The sequence below is a fragment of the Bifidobacterium sp. 7101 genome, from assembly GCF_000499285.1.
In the GTDB taxonomy this organism is placed as follows: domain Bacteria; phylum Actinomycetota; class Actinomycetes; order Actinomycetales; family Bifidobacteriaceae; genus Bombiscardovia; species Bombiscardovia apis_A.
Window position 1 is genome coordinate 614,342 of sequence record NZ_AWUN01000001.1, and the last position, 19,313, is coordinate 633,654.

A 19,313-nucleotide genomic window follows, 5' to 3' on the forward strand; every position below is an offset into this window, starting at 1 on the left:
TGACTGAGAGAAGAAAATGAATAGCAGCACAAGAAAGAAATTGATAAACGCTGAGCACTACACCCCGATTCTGCCGGCAGCGGCGATGATGGTGCTTTTCCTGCTTGGCCCAATCATATGGTCCTTGTATGCCTCGCTGACCGACTATTCAATGGTTGGTTCAACGGCTGTCAACCCACACTTTGTTGGCCTTAAGAACTATGTGGCGCTCTTTACGGATCCTGTTTTTCCCAAGTCCCTCTGGCTGACCATTCTTCTGATTCTGGCGTCGGCACTTATTGGGCAGAACATACTGGGCATGGTATTGGCTCTGCTCAGTCAGAAAGCGCCCAGAAGACTGACGAAGGTCGTGGACTCAATAGTGGTTCTGGCTTGGGTCATTCCGGACATTGTCGGGTGCTACTGCGCCTATGCACTCTTTGCTGGCGGAGGCACACTTGACGCTTTGGGCAAGGTGGTGGGAGCCGATTGGTCGGCTCTTCTCTACTACCATCCAATGACCATCGTCATCATTGTGAACGTCTGGCGCGGCACTGCCTTTTCAATGCTCATCTATCAAGCTGCTCTGAATGATATCTCCAAGGATGTTATCGAAGCTGCCGAGATAGACGGCGCGAACGCCTGGCAGTCTTTCTTCAGAATCAAACTGCCTATCATGCGGCACTCGATTCTTACCAATCTGATGTTGATCACCCTGCAGACGCTCTCCGTCTTCAGCATCATCATTGTGCTGACTGGCGGGGGGCCCGGCACGAATTCGAGCACCCTTCCCGTTCTCGCCTACTTGGAGGCTTTCAACTTCTCAAAGTTGGGATATGGAACCGCCATCTCGGTGATATTGGTCGTCGTGGGTGCCCTCTTCTCGGTGCTCTATATCAAGCTGCTAAGGACGAATGATGAAGACTGAAGCCACTCTTGATCCACGGATGAACGCGCCACACAGGTATGACTGGATGAAGCTGGTAGCTGCGGTACTGACAGCCCTGATAGGGTTTCTATTCGCTGCGCCCATGCTCTGGCTGCTAGTGGCCTCCTTCAACACGCATGCAACCCTGTCTTCGTTCAACTTGGGTTTTTCCTTCCAGAACTTTGTGAAGGTATTCAACATGCAGACCTTCGGGTTGCCTATCGTCAACTCGCTTATCATCAGTATTGGCACATCGGTCCTGGTGGTGACTTTCTCGGTCCTGGCAGCCTATCCTCTCTCCAGATTCCGTTCCAAGACCACTAACCGGACTGTTAACGCCATCCTCTTCGCCAGCTGTCTGCCGATTACAGCCATGATGGTCCCTGTTTACGGGATATTCGTCCAGCTTCATCTGATTGATTCACTGACCGGGACTGTTCTTTTCATGACTGCCTGCGGATTGCCGCAGGGCATCTTCATGATGAAGAATTTCATGGATTCAGTACCGGTTACTTTGGAGGAAGCCGCTTGGGTGGATGGAGCTACGAGGATGCAGGCCTTGTTCCATGTGGTCGTGCCCCTGATGGTTCCTTCGCTTCTGGTCATCTTTATTTCGGAATTCGCTGGGAACTGGGGGAACTTCTTCGTTCCCTTCATGCTTCTGATGTCTCCGGATAAGGAACCAGCAGCCGTCAGCATATATACCTTCTTCGGGCAGCATGGCACGGTTGCCTACGGCCAGCTGGCAGCTTTCTCGCTGCTGTATTCGATACCTATTCTGATCATTTATGAAGTAACGAATAGATATATCGGCAACCAAACCCTGCTTGCGGGTGCGGTCAAGGAGTAAAGACGAAGCGTCGATGCTACGGAGAGGAGGGAATCGACATTTTATCTGCTTCAGTAAAAGCGAAGGCAAGCACGAAAAGAGATCAACCATGAAAATCCGGAGATTGTTAACAGCATCAATGGCCGTTCTGGCCTTAGCCGGAACGTCCGCAATAGGGGCTGCCACTGCCTGGGCCGAACCTGCTGTTCAGGGGAAGACCCATGAGATGACTGTCGCCTATTTCAGGGCCTGGAGGGATACGCATTCGGATCCGACTGTCAATTTCAACTCGATGTCGGATCTGCCCAAGCAGGTGGACATTGCTATCGCCTTTCCCAACCCAGAGACCACTCAGACCTTCTGGGACACTCTTCCTGGGCAGATTGAGTCTCTGCACAAGCAGGGGACAAAAGTGATCAGGAGTCTGGATATCAGCCTCTTCTACAAGGATGATTTCAACGACCCCCATGATCATCAGTCTCTTTCGCCCATGGAAAGCAATGCAGAGGGGTACGCCAAACGTGCCAGCGAGCTCAAAAAGTCCTATCTTTACTTCCCTGGACTTGATGGCTTTGTTGTCAACGCCGAGGCGAGTATGACCTCTACCGACGTTCAACGAGCCACTGGGGTTCTCAGGGCCATGTCCCGCTACTACGGGCCCAAGTCACCTGAGCCGAGTTCCATCTTTGCTTATAACACCAACAAGCCTGGGACCAACAGCCTTTATAGGGGAGTGTCCGACGTGGTCTCTTACGTATTCGCCGACGCCTATGGGCGTTCGGTCGGAGCCCTCCAGCGGGACTGGGAGACCTACAAGGGTACGATCAAGAGCAGGCAGTATATCCCAGGTTTCTCGTTCTATGAAGAGCGTGGCGGATGGTGGTATGACACCGAAGAGCCGATGTCGACCAGCAGGGCCATGCAGTACGCTCTTTGGGAGCCTGATAACGGGGCCGATGGCGCACAAAAAGGCGGCATTTTTGAGTATGCCGTCGACAGGGATGGAGTACGTCGTGGCGATGACAAGCTTCAGCCTACAACCTTCGAATGGACCAAGGCCCTTTCGGCGGCTATGAATAAGAAGTAACGGCCATTTGAAAAATTGAGGGTCCTTCTGCCTCCTGGCAGTCGGACCCTCTTTCATTGTTGATAAGTTGCCTTGATTGTTTGGGCTGCATTCCAGGTTTTAGGAGGGGGAATCGGTGAGTACAAAGTGCCATTTCGACATAGAGGGGACAAAGATACGATCTTGGATGTTTGTCGCGGGGAGTTACCAATTCGCGAACAGTGAACAAGAGCCATTTTGAGAAGCCGCAGTATAAGGCTGCAAGTGTTTTTCGGAGGTCATAAGTCTTCATGAGCCGATGGGCTTTCGCGAAGCGTGTGCAGGTCACAAAATGTTGTGATGCTGCCCTTCGTTAGAAACTCATCCAAGTGGAATGCAGGCTTGCCTCGTTTTTGAACTGGAGAATAGAAGCATGCCATTTTCGTCGACACCATATCTTTTAGATATAGATAGGGTATAATTGTACTAAACCGCTTTAGTAGAGATGCAAAGCGGACCTACGAGGAGGTTGTGAGGATGCAGCTGAAGATAGAACGCGTGCTTGACAAGTGCGATCGTGTCATGCGTCAACGCGTGCTACCGAAGATTGAGCGGCCGGTGGGCCAGGTCCATGTCCGCTCTTTCATCATTTCCGGGGAACCGATACCGTCATCAGAGTTCTTCGAGAAGGTACAGAGCAAGAGCGTGGACTTTCGGCCTCTCTCCTTAGGGGATACCTGGGGCACGACTTGGGGGACCACCTGGATGGAGGTGACTGGCCGTATCGATGCCGACTGGACGACCAGGGCCCCTATCGAGCTGGTGGTCGATCTGGGCTGGCATCCTGATGCGCCCGGTGGCCATTTTGAAGCTCTGGCCTATAGGAGCGACGGATCGATCATCAAGGCTGTCAATCCCCGCAACCGCTGGATTCCGCTCGACGGGACCGACCTGGACGGGAATCCGACCCGTGACGAGGCTTCGGTCATCAACCCTGACGGAACCTTTACCATCTATCTGGAAGCGGCCTGCAATCCGCTCCTGCTTGGCACACCCGCATTCGTGGAGACGCAGCTGGGCGAGGGAACCACAGGTCGTGCCGATGAGCCCAATGTCCTCAAGCAGATAGATGTCTGCCATTTTGACCATGAGGCATGGAACTACTACATGGATCTTGAGGTCACGGCCCAGCTGATCCGCGAATGCAACGCGAGCCAGCCTCGGTACTGGCGTCTGGGCAAGGCCCTGCAGCGCTCGCTGAATATCTACGATGAACGTGACCTGGCCACACTCGTGCCGGCTCGACAGGCCCTGGCCGGTGTACTTGCAGTGCCTGCGACTCCCAGCGCACTGGATCATGCCGCAGTGGGGCATTCCCATATTGACTCCGCCTGGCTCTGGCCCAAGCGGGAAACCAGGCGCAAGGTGGCGCGGACTGTATCGAACATGCTTGCGCTGATGGAGCGCGATCCTCAATTCATCTATGCCATGAGCTCGCCGCAGCAGTATGCATGGCTGGAGGAGGATCACCCTGATCTCTTCGCCCGCGTCAAGCAACGCATCCAAGAAGGCAGGTTCATCCCTGTCGGAGGGATGTGGGTGGAGTCTGACGGCATGCTGCCCTCAGGAGAATCGCTGACCCGTCAGTTCACCTATGGCAAGAGGTACTACCGGGATCATCTTGGGGTAGACACGACCGTGGTCTGGGAGCCGGACAGCTTCGGCTATACGGGCCAGTTCCCGCAGATTGCGCGCCGTGCGGGAATGACTTCCTTCCTTTCGCAGAAGATCTCTTGGAACGATACGACAAAATTCCCGCACCACACCTTTGACTGGCAGGGCATCGACGGCACGGCCATCTTCACGCATTTCCCTCCCATGGATACCTATGCCTCCAGCATGACGGCCCGGGAGCTTAACCACTCCGAAGAAAACTACCAGGACAAGGACATCTCGACCAGAGCTTTGGTTCTGTTCGGCTATGGTGATGGCGGCGGTGGCACTACCAGGGAAATGCTGGGGCGTTATGACCGTCTGCATGACGTTGAGGGGTCGGCCAAGGTGCGGTATCAGGCTCCTGCAGACTTCTTCCGGCAGTCAGAGGAGGAAATCCGTAAGGAGGCCGGTTCCGAGATGCCCGTCTGGAAGGGCGAGCTCTATCTGGAGCTGCACCGCAAGACCCTGACCTCCCAACAGGATATGAAGCGGGGTTGCCGACAAGAAGAGGCCATGCTACGCACGGTCGAATACCTGTGTGCCTACGCAGGCTTGGTTGACGACTCATATGCCTACCCCCGTCAGGAGCTGGATGAAATCTGGCGCACACTGCTGCTCAACCAGTTCCATGACATTCTTCCAGGGTCGGCCATCTCTTGGGTGCACAGGCTGGCCAGGGAAGACTACCGCAGGGACATCGCCCGCCTGGAGCAGATCGGCGATGATGCTGCACACGTCATAGCTTCTGCTCAGCCACAAGCTCCCATGGTGTCCGATGCCAGGCTGGTGCCCATGGACGGCAAGGGTCAAAAGGCTTGGAAGGCCGGCGGACCAGTCCATGCCCAGGAGGGGCCTGAGGGCATCCGACCTGTCCAGGTCAGTCGAGAGGGCGACGGATTCATCCTGGACAATGGTCTTATCCGTGCGGTCGTCGCTTCGGATGGTGAGGTCCATTCCATTCTTGACAGGACCTCCGGCAGGGACCTGGTCCCGCAGGGCTCCTCGGTGGGCGGATACGAGCTCTTCAAGGATGAGCCCTACATGTGGGATGCCTGGGATCTGGAACGAGATGCCCTGCTGACCGCTTCTCCGGTCGATGACCCAGTCACCATTGAGGCCTTGGATGCCGGTGTTCGTGTATCACGTCGGCATGGCGAAACCACAATCGTCACTACGGTTGGGCTGACCCCTGGCGGCAGGCAGTTGGACTTCACCGCTGATGTGGACTGGCATCAGGATGAGCAGCTGCTCAAGGTGGACATCCCCGTCGCCGTTCAGGCCAGGTACGCGCAATTCGAGTGCCAGTACGGCTTCATCGACAGGCCCGTCCAGAAGAACAACGCTGCTGAAGAGGCCCAGTTCGAGAGCTGCACGCACCGATTCGTCAGAATCAGCGATGACGACCTTGCCGTCGGCGTGGTCAACGCCTCTACTTACGGCGGAGACACCACGCCGATTTACTACGACGAGAAGGCCGGTAAAGAGGCGGGTACCCTGGTCAGACTGACCCTCCTGTCCGCTCCGGTCTTTCCGGATCCGCATACCGACAGGGGCAGGCACAGCTTTGCCTGGTCCATCGTCCCTGGGGACACCCAGGCCGACATCCTGCAGGCAGCCTATGCCCTCAACGCCCCGGTCTTCCATCATGGACTGCCTGCCGTTGAGCCTCTGGCTGGCGTCGAGGATGTTCAGGGTACTACCGTCATCGACTGGATCAAGACGGCTGATGACGGCAGCGGCGATGTGATCGTCAGGGTCTACAACCCGGATTCTTCGCCCTCCAAGGCCCGGCTGCGCATAGGATCCGTCCTACAGGGCGCGACAGTGAAGGAGACCAACTCCCTGGAGGACGGACCTGTGCCCGAAGGTGTGCGGTCAGGTCTGTGCTCCGAACAGGGTGCACAAGCTGATGGGGCCTTGCTGGATCTTGTTCCCTTCCAGTTCACCACTTTGAGACTCTCCAGGCGCTGAATCGCCTGACCAAGGGATCTGTCCGGCCGGTTCGTTCCTTGATTTGGGCCGGCCGGAAGCTCCACAAAGAAGTGAGCAGTAAAAAAAGAAAGGAAGCTCCGATGAGAGCACTGAAGAAGGTAGCAGTACTGATTTGCGCGACTGCCATGGCGGGTTCGTTGGCAGCGTGCGGAGGAAACAACAGCAGCTCAGGCGGGTCGAAAGACGGCAAGCCGTCAGGCGAGATCTCCTTCCAGACCTGGAACCTGAAGAACGACAAGTACACTCCGTACTTCAAAAACCTGATTGCGGCCTATGAGAAGTCGCATCCCGGCACCACCATCAAGTGGGTCGACCAGCCCTCGGATAACTATGAGCAGAAGCTGTCCGCCGACGCAGCAGCCAATTCCCTGCCTGACATCATCGATGCAGGTCCCTCACTGATGTACGGTCTGGCCAAGGCCGGAGCCCTGATGAACATCAGCAAGGAAGCTCCCAAAGCTCAAAACAACTATTACAAGAACGCCTGGGATGCAGTGACCTTCAGGGGCAAGGACATCGAGGAGGGTGCCTACGGCTTCCCCTGGTACGTCAACGATGGCCCGACCTATTACAACACCGAACTCATGCAGAAGTGCGGACTGGACCCCAACAAGTTGCCTGTGACCTGGGATGATTACTTCTCCCAGGCGGACACCATGGTCAATAGCGGTTGTGGGGCCTACATGTCCACCATGCTGGGCGGTTCAGTCGATGACTATGCATCGGCCGGCATCCCCATCATGAACAAGGACCACACCAAGTACATCTTCAATTCCCCCAAGGCCGTCAAGCACCTGCAGCGCTTTGTTGACCTCTACAACAAGAAGGGAATCCCGCCTGAGGCTCTAAGCGCACAGTGGTCTCAGCAGGGTGAGTTCTTCCAGAAGGGGTCCATCGTGGCCATGGGCGGCAGCGCCTACTCGGCGGCGGACTTCAAGCAGAACTCTCCTGACCTGTACAAGCATCTGGCTGTGGGCACCAAGATCAGCGATCAGGGCAAGTCCGCCAGCCTGGCCTATGAGATGCTGGCTGTCAACGCCCAGACCAAGAACAAGACGCTCGCCCTGGACTTCGTCCAGTACGTGACCAATGCCAAGAACCAGCTGGCATTCGCCAAGAAGTCCAACACCTTCCCCTCCAGCAAGGGAGGTCTTGATGATCCTTACTACGCCAACATCGACACCAGTGATGTCCAGGGGAAAGCCCTGAAGATTACTCTGAACTCCGTAAAGAACGGGTACTCAAGCCGTCCTGCCGAGTTCACCGATGCCAACGGCCATGACTACCTGCAGCAGCAGGCCGCTCTGGCCCTGCAGGGCAAGCAGACCGCCAAGGAGTCCTTGGACAAGGCCGTCAAGTACGCCAACGAGAAGCTGCAGTAATTATGAGCCGCACCGACTCTTCCGCCATCCGGCCGAAGGCCTCTGACTTCGGCCGGCACGGCGGGCCCCAGGCCGGGGTCAAAGACGGCAAGGGGACCCGTTGGACCACGACTCTGGCCCCCTACCTGTTTGTCTTCCCGGCCTTTGCCATCGTCTTCATCTTCGTCATTGTCGCTGCGCTGAATACCTGCCGGCTGGCCTTTACTGATTCCACGCTGCTGCGACCGGGCAAGTTCGTAGGCATCGAGAACTTCGTAAAGATCGTGCATGACGACTATTTCTGGACCGCGTTGCTTAACTCCACCCTGTACGTGGTCTGCGTGGTTCCCTTTATGGTGATTCTTCCCCTGACACTGGCCAACCTGGTCAAGGGGAACTCCAAAATCATGGGGTTCTTCAGAACCTCCTTCTACACTCCTGTGGTCATGTCAGCCGTGGTGGTGGGAATGATCTGGACCAACCTGTTGGATCCCAAGGGGCTGGTCAATTCGGTTCTGGAGTCCTTGCACATCATCCACAGCCCGATTCCATTCCTCAGTGATCGCTGGCTGATACTGTTCACATCCATGTTCGTTACCATCTGGCTTGGCCTGGGATACTACATGGTAATCTACCTGACCGCCCTGGCCAACATCGACGCCTCCCTTTACGAGGCAGCCTCGCTGGATGGGGCAGGCCCGGTAAGGCAATTCCTGTATGTCACCATCCCAGGAGTGAGATCCACCATCGTGCTGATCATGATGCTGTCCACCATTGCGGCCTTCCGTGTGTTCAACGAGATCTACGTGCTCACCAACGGCACGGCTGGTCCCGGCGGCGAGGACATCACCATGTCCATGCTCATCCAGAAGGAGGGCACGGGTATCCAGGCCAGAACGGGCTATGCCAGCGCTTTGTCGCTGATTGTCCTGGTTGTGGTCGGAGCCATGCTGATTCTGCAGCAGATCATCCAGAAGCGGGGGGAGGACTCATGAAAAGCGGTCACTCCAAAGTCACTATTGGCAAGGTCATTCAGTACCTTGTGCTCATACTGGTCTTCATCCTGTTGGTGGGGCCCTTCGTCTGGGAGTTGTCGCTCTCCTTTAAGGGCAAGGGCGACAATGTCTATGCGGTTCCGCCCTACATCATCCCGAAGACGCCCACCTGGAACAATTACATATCCGTATTCAGGCAGGTGCCGGTCTTCCGATACATGCTGAACACGGTGATCGTCGCCATTCTTTCCATCGGTGGCAACGTCATCTTCTCAACCATGGCCGGATATGCGCTGGGTCGGCTCAAGTGGCGCGGGCGTAATTTGCTCTTCACGATTTTCATGGGCACCATGGTCATCCCCGTCGAGGGTGTGGTCATCTCCCAGTTCCTGATCGTCAGAAGCGTCGGTCTGCAGAACACCTTGTTGGCTGTCGCCCTGCCAGGCATGGTGGGCGCTGTCAACATTCTGCTCATGACCAATGCCTTCAAAGGCATCCCGGATGAGCTTGAGGAGGCGGCCGAGGTGGATGGTGCCAATCTTTGGCAACGGTTCTACCGGATCTGCGTGCCTCAGGTCAAAGGCACCATGACCGTCGTCGGTATCTTCGCTTTCGTAGGTGCCTGGAATGATTTCCTTTGGCCTCTGATTGTCATCTCCGACGAGTCCAACTACACGCTCACACTGGGCATGAACCGACTCAAGGGCATGTTCGTTTCGGATCCCAGATTGATAGCAGCGGGGGCCCTGGTCTCCCTGATACCAATCCTGGTCTTCTTCGCCTGCTTCCAACGCTACTTCTTCCGTGGTCTGGAACAGGGTGGCATCAAGGAATAGCATCATCATGAAATTTGGAGTCAATTACACCCCCTCCCACAACTGGTTCTATTTTTGGTTGCATCCGGATTGGGATGCGGTCGCCAAAGACCTCGACGACATTGCTTCCATTGGGCTGGATCATATCCGCATCTTCCCGCTGTGGACAATTCTCCAGCCCAACAGGACTTGGATCAACGATGCCGCCCTGGACGATCTGAGGCATATGGCAGCCCTAGCGGATGAACGGGGGTTGGACGTCTATTCGGATGTGATCCAAGGGCACATGTCCAGTTTTGATTTCGTGCCCTCCTGGCTGGTCTCCTGGCATGAAACCAATATGTTCACTGATCGGGACGCAGTTCAGGCGCAGGTCCGGCTGGTTGCTTCGGTCTACGAGGCCCTGGCTGACCTGCCGCATTTCCGGGGTCTGACTATTGGAAACGAATGCAACCAGTTCACAGACCGTGTCCATCCGCGTCGAATGCCCTCTACCTTCAAGGAGGCCGAAGACTGGCTGTTGCAGCTGCTGACCCCATTGAAAGAAAGGGCAGCCCAAGAAGGCCGCGTGCTTCTGCATTCCGAAAATGACGCGATCTGGTATCAGGACGGCCACGCCTTTCTTCCGCGGTATGCGTCCAACATCGGAGACATGACCTGCATTCATTCCTGGGTTTTCAACGGCGCCGCCCAGGAGTGCGGCCCCTTGGCCGAGGAGAGCACGCGGCATGCCGAGTACCTTGTGGAGCTGTCGAAGGCCTTTGCCAGTCAGCCCCATCGGCGGGTTTGGCTGCAGGAGATCGGTGCCCCGCTCAATGTGATGGGCCCAGAGCAGGCTGCTGACTTTTGCAGGTCTTCCGTGGAGTATGCTCTCGATTGCAGCGACATGTTCGGTATCACCTGGTGGTGCTCGCATGACGTCGACCAGAAATTCGGTGATTTTCCTCCCTTTGAACATCAGCTGGGACTGTTCGATCAAGAGAGGCACCTCAAGCCCATAGGCAAGGCCTTCGCCCAGGCTGTGAAGGATTACTCCGGCAAGGCGGGCGCTCGGTCCAGGTCCACGGCTCTTGTTGTGGATGTGGACGAGAACGATGATCCCTTGCTCAGATCTGCCTGTGCGCCCGGCGGATCCATCTTCAACAAGTGGATGGAACTCAGCCGTCAAGGTGCAAGGCCGGCCCTGGTTACCTCCCAGCATGCGGCGGATAGCAGCTGGCTGCAGGACAGGGGCATCAGTGAGTGCATCGCCGTCAAACCTGTTGGCGGAAGCTCCTACAGTGCCGTATCTGACCCCTCCCTTCTGCGGAAAACGTCCTGACTGCGGCATACCCCGTTTCCGGATTAACCTCCTACTCTCGTCTGAGGCTAGAATGTGAGCGATAACAAGCTCTTCGGCCTCAGACGAGGTTGTCGACCAAGGTTTTGTGCTGATGAGGGTCTAAGTTAGGGTTAGAGGCCGATATTCGTGTACGCCTGAATCGTGTGGCAGGCAGTCTGGTTTGCTGAGTCGGCCGAGCCGGATCACGGGTGTCGACGAGGATGGTTGATATGAGGTGGCGCATGGACGGCGAGTCCGATGGCGGAGAAACAAAAGCCAGAACGGGTTCGTCCGTTCACAAGGAGATGGACGATGCCCGGGTCAACCTCAGGGACATAGCCAACGAACTGGGGATATCCCAGACCGCAGTCTCCTTTGCCATAAACGACAAGCCTGGAGTCTCCATCCAGACCAAGCGCAGGGTTCGTGAAGCGGCTGCCAGGATGGGATGGAAGCCAGTATATGCAGCCCAGGCCTTGGGTAGTTCCAAGACCATGACAGTGGGTTTTGCTCCGGCCAGGTCCATGGATGCCTTCCAGACCGAAGGATTCATGTTGCATTTCATGGCCGGCATCCATGCCTCCCTGAGTCGGTCGGGCTACGGCCTGCTTTTCCGACCCTGTGCCACGCTGGACGAGGAGCTGGACACCTATCGGGACTGGGCCAGGCGCAAGCGGGTCGATGGGGTGGTGCTGGTGGACCTTCTTTCCGATGATCCCAGACCCCGACTCCTGCACGATCTGGGCCTGCCCGCAGTCTTGGCCGGAGGGCCCGACTCGAACAACTACCTGCCCTCGCTGTCGATTGACGATTCCAGAACCATGACGACGATCATGAACCATCTGAGCTCGCGTGGACATGCCCGGATTGCCTACTTGTCGGGGGATGAAAACCTCGACTACAGCCGCGCCCGTGTCTCCTCTTTCAAGGAGTTCGTACGTCGAAAGAACCTGGGAAAACCGAAGGTGGAGTTCACGGACTTTAAGCCGGACAAGGCCGCCGCCCTCACTCTTCGTCTGTCATCCGGCAAGAATCCGTATACTGCTTTTATCTACGAGAATGAGATCATGGCTGCGGCAAGTCTGCGAGCAATGCTGGAACACAGGATGGCATCCGCTACATCACCGGGGTCAGACCATAATAACGCAGCCTCTGGTCCGGCCTATATGGGCCTGCCGGCCATGGTCAGCTTCGAGGACAGCTTCATCTGCCAGAGTACCTATCCCTCCATCACGTCGGTCCATCGTGATGCCGGGCTCTACGGCACCAAGGTGGCCAACCTGCTTCTGAAGATCTTCCGAGGGGAGCAGGTGGGGGGCAACCGCCGCATCCTGACCCCTAAGCTGGTCATCCGTGAGAGCACGGCGCGTCCAGTGTGATGAAACCCATGACAACCGCCGGGAATTCTGTGCCATAGCCCCGGTATCATGGTCGCATGTGAGCGCAAACAGTTACGCCTGTGTTGCGTCTGCTGCCAAGGCCACCGAGGAGGATGGAATCGTCATGTTCATACCACGTTATTACGAGGATCCGGCCACGCTGCATGTGGGGACCGAGCCCAACCGTGCCTACTGCGTGCCTGCCGGCACCCCCATGGACACACGTGGCGACCTGCGTAGGCGCTCTGACCGGTACCTGGACCTGGACGGAGATTGGGATTTTCGCTATTACGCCAGCCTCGACCAGCTGGACGCCGAGGTCCAGTCCGCCAGCGAGGCCGAGGATCCGGTCTTCTTCGAAGCCGACTACAGCCCTTCCAGGGATGCGGGTCGAGGGGTGTACAAGCCCATCCATGTGCCAGGAGTCTGGCAGACCCAGGGCTATGACAACCCCCAGTACACCAACGTGCGCTACCCCTTCCCATTCGATCCGCCCAGGGTGCCTGCCGACAATCCTTGCGGCATCTATCTGCGCGCCTTCGACTACGAGCCCAATCCCTCAGCGCCTCGTGCCCTGCTCAATTTCGAGGGTGTGGACTCCTGCTTCTATCTCTGGGTCAACGGTAATCTGATCGGCTACAGCCAGGTCTCCCACGCCACCAGCGAGTTCGATGTGACCGACCACCTGCGTCCGGGTCGCAACCAGCTGGCCGTTCTGGTGCTCAAGTGGTGCGATGGCAGCTATCTGGAGGACCAGGACAAGTTCCGCATGAGCGGCATCTTCCGCGATGTCTACATCCTGCGTCGGCCCAAGGCGCGTCTGCGCGACTGGTTCGTCCATACCGACCTGGACGAGAACATGAGTCATGCCAAGGTGACCCTGGACTTGGATCCGACCGGCGTATCGGACCATGACGATGCCGCTCTTGACGTCCAGGCCCTGCTGACCGATCCCGATGGGGTGGTGGTGGCTCGGGCCGAGCTGACAGGTTGCAAGGGGCCTGCGCAGTTTGTCCTGAAAGTCGGACACCCTCGCCTCTGGAATGCCGAGGACCCCCAACTCTACCGACTGACGCTGTCGACCAGGACCAGCGCATCTGCTGCCGGCGATTCGGATGAGGTCATCACCGAGTACATCGGCCTGCGCACCATCAGCGTGGACGGTCAGGTGGTCAAGGTCAACGGTAGCCCCATCAAGATCCACGGGGTCAACCGCCATGACGGGGATCCGCGCACCGGCTTCGCCATCGATCAGAAGCAGATCATGCGCGACCTGACCCTGATGAAAGAACACAACGTCAACGCCATCCGCACCTCCCATTACCCCAACAGCCCCCAGTATTACGCTCTCTACGACCAGCTGGGCTTCTATCTGGTCGCCGAGGCCGATCTGGAAACCCATGGCATCGAGGCCCTCTACCATGGTCCTGAGTGGAAGGAGCCCGATTACTGGAATGGTCGCATCGCCGACGAGCCGCGCTTCACCAAGGCCATCGTCGACCGTGTCCAGCGCAGCGTGGAGCGGGACAAGAACCATCCTTCGATTCTGATATGGTCCATGGGCAACGAAAGCGGCTACGGCTGCGGCATTGAGGCTGCTCTGGCCTGGACCAAGTCCCGGGACCCCTCCCGTCTGACCCACTACGAGTCGGCCATCCACGGCTCGCCCCGGGAGGATCTGGACTATAGCAATCTGGACATCACCTCGAGGATGTATCCCAGCATCAAGCAAATCGAGGATTACTTCACGCCGGAGGGTCCTCACGGCATCAGCAGCCACGGGGATGACGGAGACGGGGGCCGTCGGCCATACTTCCTCTGTGAATACTGTCACGCCATGGGACTGGGCCCCGGGGATTTGGAGGACTACTTCCGAGTCATTCAGGCCTATCCAGGGCTTCTGGGCGGCTGCATCTGGGAGTGGGCCGACCATGCCATCGACCAGGGCAGGGACTCCAAGGGCCGTCGGATCTATGCCTACGGTGGCGACCACGGCGAGTACCCCAACGATGCCAACTTCTGCATGGACGGCCTGGTCTACCCGGACCGGCGGCCCCACACCGGCCTCAGGGAGTTCAAGAACGTCTTCCGCCCGGCACGTCTGGTCGGCTACGATCCCCAGACCCGTCTGCTCACCCTGCACAACTATCTGGACTTCACCTTCCTGGACGAATACCTGAGCCTGAAGTGGACCCTTCTGTGTGATGGGGAGCCGGTTGCCTCCGGGACGCCGGAGCTTGATCGGGGGACCGGCCTGCACATCGCCCCCCACGCTGAAGGCACCGTGGGTCTGCCGTCTATGGATCCCCCTGAGAAGGGCCGTCTGACCCTGCTGGTGGAGTACGCCCTGGCCAAGGTCGATCCGGTGCTTCCGCAAGGGTATCCACTGGGCTTCGATCAGCTTGAAGCTGCGGACATGGGAATGTCTGAGCGTCCCAATGGGGTGGCCAGGGTCATCGGTGCCGATCCTGGCAGCGGAGCCCGGGGCGCCCACCGGCCGGTGGTCAGGCAGACCGATGCTCGCTTCGATGTGGAGGGGGCTGACTGGCGCTATGTCTTCAACCGCCGTACCGGCATGGTCGACTCCATGAGCATCGACAACCGTTCCCTACTGACCGCCCCTATGGAGGTCAACCTCTGGCGGGCGCCCACCGACAACGATGCCACCATCAAGCAGGAATGGCGCAAGGCCGAATACGACCGGACTAGTACCAGGGCCCTATCCTGCCAGCTGGAGACCAACCAGGACAAAGGATTGACCATCATCAAGGCTGAACTGTCCCTGGTGGCACCTTTCATTCAGCCCATGGGCAGCATTCTCGCCACCTGGACCCTGAGCGACCAGGGTGGGCTGGATCTGAAGATGGAGCTGCATCGGGATCCCGAGTTCCCCTATCTGCCCAGGTTCGGCCTGCGGCTCTTCCTGCCCCAGAGCCTGCAGCGGGTCACCTACTGCGGATATGGGCCCTACGAGAGCTACCGGGACATGCATCATGCCAGCCACTATGGCGTTTTCCATGACACTGCGTCAGGCATGGTCGAGCACTACCTGCGTCCTCAGGAGAACGGCTCCCACTATGGTTGCGACTACGTCCTGGTGGAGGATGACCGCTCCCTGCTGCAGGCGGCCGGGGATGGGCCCATCAGCTTCAACTGCTCCCCCTATACACAGGAGGAGCTGACCGTCAAGGGGCACGACCACGAGCTGGAGGAGTGCGGCTCAACTGTGCTCTGCCTGGACTATGCCACAAGCGGCATAGGCTCCAACAGCTGCGGACCTGAGCTGGATCCCGCCTATCGCCTGGATGAAACCGATCTGGTCTTCGGACTGCATCTGCGGGTGCGGTCCAAGTGACCCGGACTGGCGGGGCCTTTCATCCCCGCCAGCGCAGGTACTGCTGGTAGACCTTTTCGCAGGGGGCTCCCGTCAGCGTGGTCTCGATGTCCACCGGCCAGATGGGAGGCTCCCCTTCTCCAGTCAAGGCCCAGGCCGCCTGGCGGGCAGCGCCAATGGCCACATACTCGTCTGGCCGGGGCAGCTGCACATCCATGCCCAGGATTCCCGGGGCATAGGCTCTGACCGCTGGGGACTTGGCGCCGCCGCCGACCAGAAGGATCCTGGAGACCGTGGTGCCCAGCCGTTTCAGCAGTTCCAGGCAGTCACGCTGGGAGCAGAGCAGTCCTTCCACGAATGCCCTGGCCAGGTTGGTGCGTGTGGTGTTGTCCAGGGTCAGCCCCTCCAGCCTGGCGTGGGCATCAGGGCGATTCGGGGTGCGCTCGCCGTCGAAGTAGGGGATTAGGGTGATGCCCTCGGCACCCGGCGAGGACTTCTCCGCCAGCTCGGCCAGACCGTCATAATGCGTCCCCAGGGCGGCCAGGCCTGCGTCCAGGATGCGTGATGCGTTGATGGTGCAGGCCAGTGGCAGCCAGTGGCCGGTGGCATCCGCGAACCCGGTCACCGAGGCGCTCATGTCATAGGCGGGAACCGGGCTGACCGCCGCAGCGACACCGGAGGTTCCCAGGGAGATGGAGACATCACCCACCTGCATGGCCAGGCCCAGCGCCGTCATGGCGTTGTCGCCGCCGCCCGGTGCGATGATGCAGCCGCCGGGCACATCCCGACCGGCGATGCGGGGGTCGGCCTTGGCTCCGACCTGGTGGGGGGCAAGAACCTTAGGCAGGATTACCCGCTCAGCCATGCCATCGGGCAGGGCCATGGCCAGTAGGTCACGGCGGTAGCGGTCAGTGGCTGGGTCGTAGTAGCCGGTGCCGGAGGCATCCGAACGATCAGTAAAGAGATTTTCCAGCCCGGGTTCGGTCCCCGGGTCGGCTTCGGGGCCGTGACCGGCGATGACCCAACTCAGCCAGTCGTGGGGGAGGCATATGGCCGCGATGGCTCTGGCATTATCCGGCTCCACCCGGCTGACCCAGGCTACCTTGGTGATGGTCAGCGAAGCTACGGGGGAGGAGCCCACAGCTCGCACCCAGGCTTGTTTGCCGCGCATGGCCAGGTCCAGGTTCGAGTTCGGATTCGATTCCGGTCCCTTGTTTGGCTCATCACTTTCCGCCCGGGCGTTTTCAGCCTCGCCGGTCTTGGGCCCGGCTAGCCGATTGATGAGATCGTCGGCATCGGGAGCTGAACGCGTATCGTTCCAGAGCAGGGCATCCCTGATCACCTGTCCCTGGCTGTCCAGCAATACCATGCCGTGCTGTTGGCCACCCACGCTGATGGCCGAGACATCGTTCAGACCTCCCGCCTGGGCAGAAGCCTCCTGAAAGGCCTTCCACCAGGCCATGGGATTGACGCTGGTGCCTGCCGGGTGAGGGGCCTTGCCGAAGCGGACCAGCCGACCGGTCCGAGCTTCGGTGACCCTCACCTTGCAGGACTGGGTCGATGTGTCCACTCCCGCCACCAGGATCTCATTCATGTCAGCCTCCTTGCTTTCTGGGCTCCTGTCCTTGGAGTACCCAATCATAGTATCCTAATTATTAAATCGATAAACTAAATGGCCCAAGTCCGAATGCGTTTCAATGTCTCACCTGCCGTCAGGCTGGAACGTAAGATGTTGAAGGGCCCAGGATTCTGTAGGCCTGTGTCCTTTCATGAAAGGTTGTTGAACCGTGACTGCCCTGCGCTCCATCAATCAGGATGATCTGAGGAACCACAACCTCTCGGTCATCATTGACACCATTCTGCGGTCGTCTACCTCGCTCAGCAGGGCGGATTTGGCCAAGGCCACAGGGCTGACCAAGGCCACCATGTCGCTCCTGGCGGGACTCCTACTCAGGAATAAGGTGGTGCGCGAGGAGGAGCCTGAGACCTCGCAGAGCAGCCACGGCCGACCCAGCACTCCCTTGTCCATCGCACACGGACGCTGGGCCGGTCTGGGCCTGCAGATCAACACCGACGGCTACGGCTGTCTGGCCATGGATCTGGATGGGACCCTGATCGATTCGGCCTGGGTCAAGGACGATATGCACGAGGCGGAACCTGATCAGGTCTTCGCCAATCTGGAGAAGCTGGCCAAGCCCATCGAGCGCAAGCTGTCACATCACCACTACCGCACAGTGGGTTCGGGCCTGGCCCTGCCCGGTCTGGTCGGCGGCGACACCACCCTGCTCATGGCCCGCAACCTGGGATGGGAACGTCTGGATCTGCAGGACTTCCCCCTGGTTCGCCGTCTGGCTCCCCGAGTGGGCAACGAGGCGCGTCTGGCAGCCCTCGCACAGATTCCCGGCTATGCCGTCCAACGTCCGTCTGGCGGAGATGATGGGCCGCTTTCACCCACCGACTCCTTTATTTACATCTCGACTGACATCGGCATCGGCGGGGCTGTGGTGCGTCGAGGGGCCGTCGAGGTCGGGGATCATGGGTTCGCTGGCGAATTGGGACATGCCTCGGTGGATCTGAACGGGCCCACCTGTCGTTGCGGCCGCCGCGGATGCCTGGAGACCTACGCCGGGCGTAGAGCACTGGTCGAAGCGGCTGGCATCGCCACCGGAGCCGAGGCAGTCACGCCTCAAGCTATGGAGGAACTCTACCAGCGTTGGCAGCAGGGAGACGCCAAGGCGGTCGATGCCATTGACCGCGGACTCGATGCCATGACCTCGGTCATTGCCTCCGCCATCAACATTGTCGACGTGGATACGGTCATCCTGGGGGGATTCTGGTCGCACTTCGGGGGAAATCTGGCCCAGCGTCTGCAGGATCGTCTCAATCAGCTGACCCTGGGCCGGGATGCTGTGGACATCCGTGTGCTCATCCCCTCTGAGGCCGACTATCCGGCCCTCAAGGGGGCAGCACTGGTGGGCCTGCGCCGTTTCATTGACGATCCGCTGGACTTCTTCCAGGACTGAGTTTCGAGGACTGAGCTGTCCAGGGTTCAATGACCTGTCTGAGACTGGTCGGAGTCGGACTGGTCGGAATTTGCAGGCAGCTCTCTGCCGCCAGCCTTGAAGAGGGCGTGGGCGTCCCCGCCCTGCAGGCGCTTCAGATAGGTTCGAGCCCGGGCCATGCGTTCCACAGTGGTCTGAGCCAGCGGGGCCGGGAGTTGATCGGGGTCGAACCAGCCGACTGACAGGCTCTCATCGTCACCCACAAAGGGGTCGGCATTGCCGCTGGGGTCGGGCCGGCAGATGAACAGATGGTCCATGTACATGGTCCGGTCACCGTTGGCGTAGGTGACCACCTCCCGGGAGGATGTGACCGCTGCCAGGTCGGTGACGATCACATCCACCCCGGTCTCCTCCTTGACCTCACGGGCCACGGTGTCTGCCGGGTCCTCGCCCGGTTCGTTGATCCCGTAGACCAGGGCCCACTGGCCGGTGTCGGAGCGCTGGCCCAGCAGGACCCGGCCCTGGCCGTCAATGACGAAAGCTGTCACGCCGTTCAGCCAGAGCAGGTCATGGCCTATGGACCGACGCAGTCGGAGCACGAAGTCAGGGGTGGGCAT

At 58.8% G+C, this 19,313-nt stretch carries 13 protein-coding genes; 11 read left to right on the forward strand and 2 right to left on the reverse strand.

All coding sequences use genetic code 11. The features are described 5' to 3' along the window. Window positions 1-16 precede the first annotated feature (16 nt). The 10 genes from P272_RS0102310 (at window position 17) to P272_RS0102355 (ending at window position 15,715) form a co-directional block, all read left to right on the forward strand. Window positions 17-907: a carbohydrate ABC transporter permease gene (locus P272_RS0102310; protein WP_029677959.1), complete on the forward strand. Its 891-nt coding sequence runs from the start codon at window positions 17-19 to the stop codon at window positions 905-907. Beyond that, window positions 897-1,757: a carbohydrate ABC transporter permease gene (locus P272_RS0102315; protein ID WP_029677960.1), complete on the forward strand. Its 861-nt coding sequence runs from the start codon at window positions 897-899 to the stop codon at window positions 1,755-1,757. Before P272_RS0102310 ends, P272_RS0102315 begins: the two co-directional genes overlap by 11 nt. 205 nt (window positions 1,758-1,962) lie before the next feature. Next, window positions 1,963-2,823 carry an EndoS/ChiA family endoglycosidase gene (locus tag P272_RS0102320; protein ID WP_029677961.1) on the forward strand — a complete coding sequence of 287 codons (861 nt, stop codon included), beginning with the start codon at window positions 1,963-1,965 and terminating at the stop codon, window positions 2,821-2,823. A 495-nt stretch (window positions 2,824-3,318) separates the two neighbouring features. Beyond that, on the forward strand, window positions 3,319-6,468 hold the full coding sequence (locus P272_RS0102325; protein WP_029677962.1) for an alpha-mannosidase: 3,150 nt from the start codon (window positions 3,319-3,321) through the stop codon (window positions 6,466-6,468). 101 nt (window positions 6,469-6,569) lie between these two features. After that, complete coding sequence (locus tag P272_RS0102330; protein WP_029677963.1) at window positions 6,570-7,871, forward strand: ABC transporter substrate-binding protein; 1,302 nt, start codon at window positions 6,570-6,572, stop codon at window positions 7,869-7,871. Window positions 7,872-7,873: 2 nt separating this feature from the next. Then, window positions 7,874-8,845 (forward strand): carbohydrate ABC transporter permease, encoded by a 972-nt coding sequence (locus tag P272_RS0102335; RefSeq protein ID WP_029677964.1) that lies wholly within the window; start codon window positions 7,874-7,876, stop codon window positions 8,843-8,845. Beyond that, window positions 8,842-9,681, forward strand: a complete 840-nt coding sequence (locus tag P272_RS0102340; RefSeq protein WP_029677965.1) for a carbohydrate ABC transporter permease — start codon at window positions 8,842-8,844, stop codon at window positions 9,679-9,681. The genes P272_RS0102335 and P272_RS0102340 overlap by 4 nt, the downstream gene beginning before the upstream one ends. Window positions 9,682-9,688: 7 nt before the next feature. Continuing rightward, entirely contained in the window at window positions 9,689-10,981 is a 1,293-nt protein-coding gene (locus tag P272_RS0102345) for a glycoside hydrolase 5 family protein (protein WP_029677966.1), read from the forward strand. A gap of 305 nt (window positions 10,982-11,286) precedes the next feature. Then, window positions 11,287-12,360, forward strand: a complete 1,074-nt coding sequence (locus P272_RS0102350; protein WP_029677967.1) for a LacI family DNA-binding transcriptional regulator — start codon at window positions 11,287-11,289, stop codon at window positions 12,358-12,360. A 124-nt stretch (window positions 12,361-12,484) separates the two neighbouring features. Then, on the forward strand, window positions 12,485-15,715 hold the full coding sequence (locus P272_RS0102355; protein WP_029677968.1) for a glycoside hydrolase family 2 TIM barrel-domain containing protein: 3,231 nt from the start codon (window positions 12,485-12,487) through the stop codon (window positions 15,713-15,715). A 19-nt stretch (window positions 15,716-15,734) separates the two neighbouring features. Here P272_RS0102355 and P272_RS0102360 read toward each other — a convergent pair whose 3' ends face one another. Then, window positions 15,735-17,288: a xylulokinase gene (locus P272_RS0102360; protein WP_029677969.1), complete on the reverse strand. Its 1,554-nt coding sequence runs from the start codon at window positions 17,286-17,288 to the stop codon at window positions 15,735-15,737. Window positions 17,289-17,481: 193 nt separating this feature from the next. Here P272_RS0102360 and P272_RS0102365 point away from each other — a divergent pair, with 193 nt between their 5' ends. Continuing rightward, window positions 17,482-18,717, forward strand: coding sequence for an ROK family protein (locus P272_RS0102365; RefSeq protein ID WP_029677970.1), 1,236 nt, complete (start codon window positions 17,482-17,484; stop codon window positions 18,715-18,717). A 26-nt stretch (window positions 18,718-18,743) separates the two neighbouring features. Here the strand turns inward: P272_RS0102365 and P272_RS0102370 are convergent, their stop codons facing one another. Next, window positions 18,744-19,313 (reverse strand): NUDIX hydrolase, encoded by a 570-nt coding sequence (locus P272_RS0102370; protein WP_029677971.1) that lies wholly within the window; start codon window positions 19,311-19,313, stop codon window positions 18,744-18,746.